Source organism: Burkholderia sp. E168m23 (assembly GCF_016586125.1).
Classification (GTDB): Bacteria; Pseudomonadota; Gammaproteobacteria; order Burkholderiales; family Burkholderiaceae; genus Burkholderia; species Burkholderia orbicola.
This window is the reverse complement of sequence record NZ_BCPP01000630.1, coordinates 1-4,337: the sequence shown is the minus strand read 5'-3', so window position 1 is coordinate 4,337 and position 4,337 is coordinate 1. Positions and strand designations below refer to the sequence as shown.

Here is a 4,337-nt window from a genome sequence, read left to right as displayed (position 1 = left end):
CCACACCCTGCCAATTTGTCCGCTCGCCACGTACCCGACCAGTCGACCAATCGACAGATGCCGCCTGCCCGGCCCGCAGGAGCAACCTGAAGCACCGTCCCCGCGCAGGACGCCCCTCTCGGCTGCATGTATCATTTGCGGTTGAGATCAGCACGACGAACAACGCTGCCCCGGCATGGCCGCCGGCCGCCCGTGTCGTGCCGACCGCCTTGTTCGCCATGGAATTCCGGACCCAGTGAAACTCTCGTTCACCAAGATGCACGGCGCGGGCAACGACTTCGTCGTGCTCGACGGCTATTCGCGCGCGCTGCCGCCGCTCACCGAAGCGCAGGTGCGCGCACTCGCCAACCGCCATTTCGGCATCGGCGCCGACCAGTTGCTGCTGGTCGAGAAACCGACCGTCGACGGCGCGGATTTCAAGTACCGGATCTTCAATTGCGACGGCGGCGAGGTCGAACACTGCGGCAACGGCGCGCGTTGTTTCGTGAAGTTCGTCAGCGACCGCGGCCTGACCGACCAGCGCAGCGTGCGCGTGCAGGTCATGAAGGGCCTGATCACGCTGACGTTGCAGGAGAACGGCGAAGTCGTCGTCGACATGGGCGCGCCCGTGTTCGCGCCGGCGCAGGTGCCGTTCGACGCAGCGGGGCTCGACAGCCGCAAGGAAGGCAACGACACGCTGTGGCCGCTCGACGTGGGCGGCGCGACGCGCTGGATTTCGACGGTGTCGATGGGCAATCCGCACGCGGTGCAGGTCGTCGACGACGTCGAAGCGTATCCGGTGCTGGAAGAAGGCCCGCTGATCGAGCGCCATGCGCGCTTCCCGCAGCGCGTGAACGCCGGCTTCATGCAGATCGTGTCGCGCCACGAAGTGAAGCTGCGCGTGTACGAACGCGGCGCGGGCGAGACGCTCGCGTGCGGCACCGGCGCGTGCGCGGCGGTCGCGGCCGGCATCCGGCGCGGCCTGCTCGATTCGCCCGTGACCGTGCACACGCACGGCGGCACGCTGACGATCGGCTGGGACGGCGCGCGCGACGAAGCCGCCGCGCTGATGATGGCCGGCCCCGCCACGACCGTGTTCGAAGGTGAGATCGACCTGAACGCCTGACCCTGCAACGTCCCTGATAACTGAACGCTCCCGCCACATGAACGATCGCGAAGTCGCCGACTACCTGCTCGCCAACCCCGAATTCTTCGCGCAGCACGCCGAGCTGCTCGCGACGATCCGTCTCGCGAATCCGCACGGCAAGGCCGCGATCTCGCTGCAGGAGCGGCAGATGGAGATGCTGCGCGACAAGAACAAGCATCTCGAGCGCCGGCTCGCCGAGCTCGTGCGCTACGGCCACGAGAACGACAGCCTGTCCGCGAAGTTCAGCCGCTGGACCGCGCGCGTGATCGCGGAACGCGATCCGTACGCGCTGCCGCGCACGATCGCCGACGGCATCGCCGACGTGTTCGACGTGCCGCAGACGGCGCTGCGCGTGTGGGACGTCGCCGACACCTACGCGCAAGCCGACTTCGCGCGCCAGGTCGGCGAGGAAGTGCGCCTGTTCACGAACGGCCTGTCCACGCCGTACTGCGGCGCGAACACCGGCTTCGAAGCCGCCCAGTGGCTCGCGCCCGCGCTCGCCGCCCCGGCCGCGAACGCAGCGGAAGGCGCCGAAGCCGCGCCGGCCGGCGACGGCTCGGCCGCGTCGGTCGCGCTGCTCGCGCTGCGCGCGCCGCTCGCCGGCAGCGATGCACCCGCGTTCGGCCTGCTGGTCCTCGGTTCGCCCGATCCGCGCCGCTTCCACGACGGGATGGCCACCGACTTCCTCGCGCAGATCGCGACGCTCGCGAGCGCCGCGCTCACGCGCCTGCTGCCGCACTGATCCGCCGCACGCGATGACTGACGATCCGATCGCCGCCTACCTGTCGAACCTGAAGCACGTCAGGCAGCTGTCGGAACACACGCTGCGCGCGTACACGCACGAACTCGACGAACTGAAGAAGCTCGCGGCCGGCCGGCCGCTCGAAGCATTGACCGCCGCCGACATGCGCGGCGCGGTCGTGCGCGGGCACGCGGCCGGACTGTCCGCGCGCTCGATCTCGCACCGCCTTTCCGCATGGCGTGCGTTCTATCGCTGGTTCGCGCAACGCGTCGAGATGCCCGCGAATCCCGTCGCCGGGGTACGCGCGCCCAAACGCGAGAAATCGCTGCCCAAGGCGCTGTCGGTCGACGATGCGGTCGCACTCATGGACGCGCCGCTCGCCGGCACGACCGAAAGCATCCGCGACCACGCGATCCTCGAGCTGTTCTATTCGTCGGGGCTGCGCCTCGCCGAACTGGTCGGGCTCGACGTCCGGTACACGCAAGCCGACGGCTACCGCTCGGCTGGCTGGCTCGATCTCGCCGAAGCCGAAGTCACCGTGCGCGGCAAGGGCAACAAGGAGCGCAAAGTGCCGGTCGGCAGCAAGGCGATCGACGCGCTGAACGCGTGGCTCGCGGTGCGCGACGAATTCGTGAAGCACGATCCGCATCCGCTGTTCGTGTCGGTGCGCGGCAACCGGATGTCGCCGGGCGTCGTGCGCGAGCGCGTGAAGCGTGCGGCGCTCGCCGCCGGCATCCCCGCCAACGTCCACCCGCACGTGTTGCGCCACTCGTTCGCGACGCACGTGCTGCAGTCGAGCGGCGACCTGCGCGCGGTGCAGGAACTGCTCGGCCACGCGAGCGTCGCCGCGACGCAGATCTATACGTCGCTCGACTTCCAGCATCTCGCGAAGATTTACGACAGCGCGCATCCGCGCGCGAAGAAGCGCGACTGACGCGCGTCCCGTGTTATCCGCCACGCGCGGCGGCCGGCACCGGCCGGCGTCGCGCGCGGCCCATTTCGATCTCATCATGCAAACCGTCACCCTCAAGCCGTCCAAGGAAAAATCGCTGCTGCGCCGCCATCCGTGGATCTACGCCAATGCGATCGACCGCGTCGACGGCAAGCCCGCGCCCGGCGCGACCGTGCTCGTGCGCGCGCACGACGGCCGCTTCCTCGCGCGCGGCGCGTACAGCCCGCAGTCGCAGATCCGCGTGCGGGTATGGAGCTTCGACGAGCACGAGCCGATCGATCACGCGTTCTTCAAGCGCCGCGTGCAGCGCGCGGTCGCGCACCGCACGACGATGGTGTCGGGCACGGGTGCGGTGCGGCTCGTGTTCGGCGAAGCCGACGGGCTGCCGGGGCTGATCGTCGACTACTACGTTGCAGATACCGCCGAAGCCGGCGCGGCGCCGCGCGGCCAGTTGGTCTGCCAGTTCATGGCCGCGGGCGTCGAAGCGTGGAAGGACGCGATCGTCGCGGCGCTCACCGGCGCGACCGGCTGCCCGAACGTGTACGAGCGCTCGGACGTGTCGATCCGCGACAAGGAAGGGCTCGAACAGACGACCGGCGTGCTGGCCGGCGACGCGCCGCCCGCGACGCTGATCGCGAACGAAAACGGCGTGCGCTATCACGTCGACGTGCCGAACGGCCACAAGACGGGCTTCTACGTCGACCAGCGCGACAACCGCGCGCTCGTCGCGCAGTACGCGGCCGACCGCGACGTGCTGAACTGCTTCTGCTACACGGGCGGCTTCTCGCTCGCGGCGCTCAAGGGCGGCGCGAAACGCGTCGTGTCGATCGATTCGTCGGGCGACGCGCTCGCGCTCGCGCAGCAGAACGTCGTGGCCAACGGCTTCGACGCGGCACGCGCGACCTGGCTCGACGCCGATGCGTTCAAGACGCTGCGCCGCCTCGTCGACGAAGGCGAGCGTTTCGACCTGATCGTGCTCGATCCGCCGAAGTTCGCGCCGACCCGCGACAGCGTCGATCGCGCGGCGCGCGCGTACAAGGACATCAACCTGAGCGGTTTCAGGCTGCTGCGTCCGGGCGGCCTGCTGTTCACGTACTCGTGCTCGGGCGCGATCGACATGGACCTGTTCCAGAAGATCGTCGCGGGCGCCGCGGCCGACGCGAAGGTCGACGCACGCATCCTGAAGCGGCTCGGCGCGGGCGTCGATCATCCGCTGCTCGCCGCGTTCCCGGAAGGCGAATATCTGAAGGGCCTGCTGTTGCAAATCGTCTGATCGCCCCGATCTAGCGCGGACAACCGCGCCCGCCCTCCGTTGGCGGCGCAGCGCCCCCGCCTGTCGTTCGGACGACGGGCGGGGGCTTGACAGGTATGTTTCAATGGATGGTTGTGCGCCCCGGCTCGCAGCGCGAGGGCGCGACGCACATCCTGGTTTTGACCCCGATTCACGAACCACAGGCGACCGACATGGCCACTCCCGTCACCATCCTTACCGGCTTCCTCGGCAGCGGCAAGACGAC

At 69.3% G+C, this 4,337-nt stretch carries 4 protein-coding genes and 1 pseudogene; all 5 read left to right on the top strand.

Features of this window, described 5'->3' with window-relative positions; genetic code table 11:
- The first annotated feature begins 235 nt into the window (after positions 1–235).
- Positions 236–1,105 carry a diaminopimelate epimerase gene (gene dapF / locus JMF90_RS26300; RefSeq protein ID WP_041489264.1) on the top strand — a complete coding sequence of 290 codons (870 nt, stop codon included), beginning with the start codon at positions 236–238 and terminating at the stop codon, positions 1,103–1,105.
- 37 nt (positions 1,106–1,142) lie between these two features.
- Positions 1,143–1,868, top strand: a complete 726-nt coding sequence (locus JMF90_RS26295; RefSeq protein ID WP_011546459.1) for a DUF484 family protein — start codon at positions 1,143–1,145, stop codon at positions 1,866–1,868.
- A gap of 13 nt (positions 1,869–1,881) precedes the next feature.
- Positions 1,882–2,802, top strand: a complete 921-nt coding sequence (xerC, locus tag JMF90_RS26290) for a tyrosine recombinase XerC (RefSeq protein ID WP_011546460.1) — start codon at positions 1,882–1,884, stop codon at positions 2,800–2,802.
- A gap of 76 nt (positions 2,803–2,878) precedes the next feature.
- On the top strand, positions 2,879–4,093 hold the full coding sequence (locus JMF90_RS26285; RefSeq protein WP_011546461.1) for a class I SAM-dependent rRNA methyltransferase: 1,215 nt from the start codon (positions 2,879–2,881) through the stop codon (positions 4,091–4,093).
- A gap of 95 nt (positions 4,094–4,188) precedes the next feature.
- Positions 4,189–4,337 (top strand): annotated as a pseudogene (locus tag JMF90_RS40260) (GTP-binding protein); the annotation flags it as partial.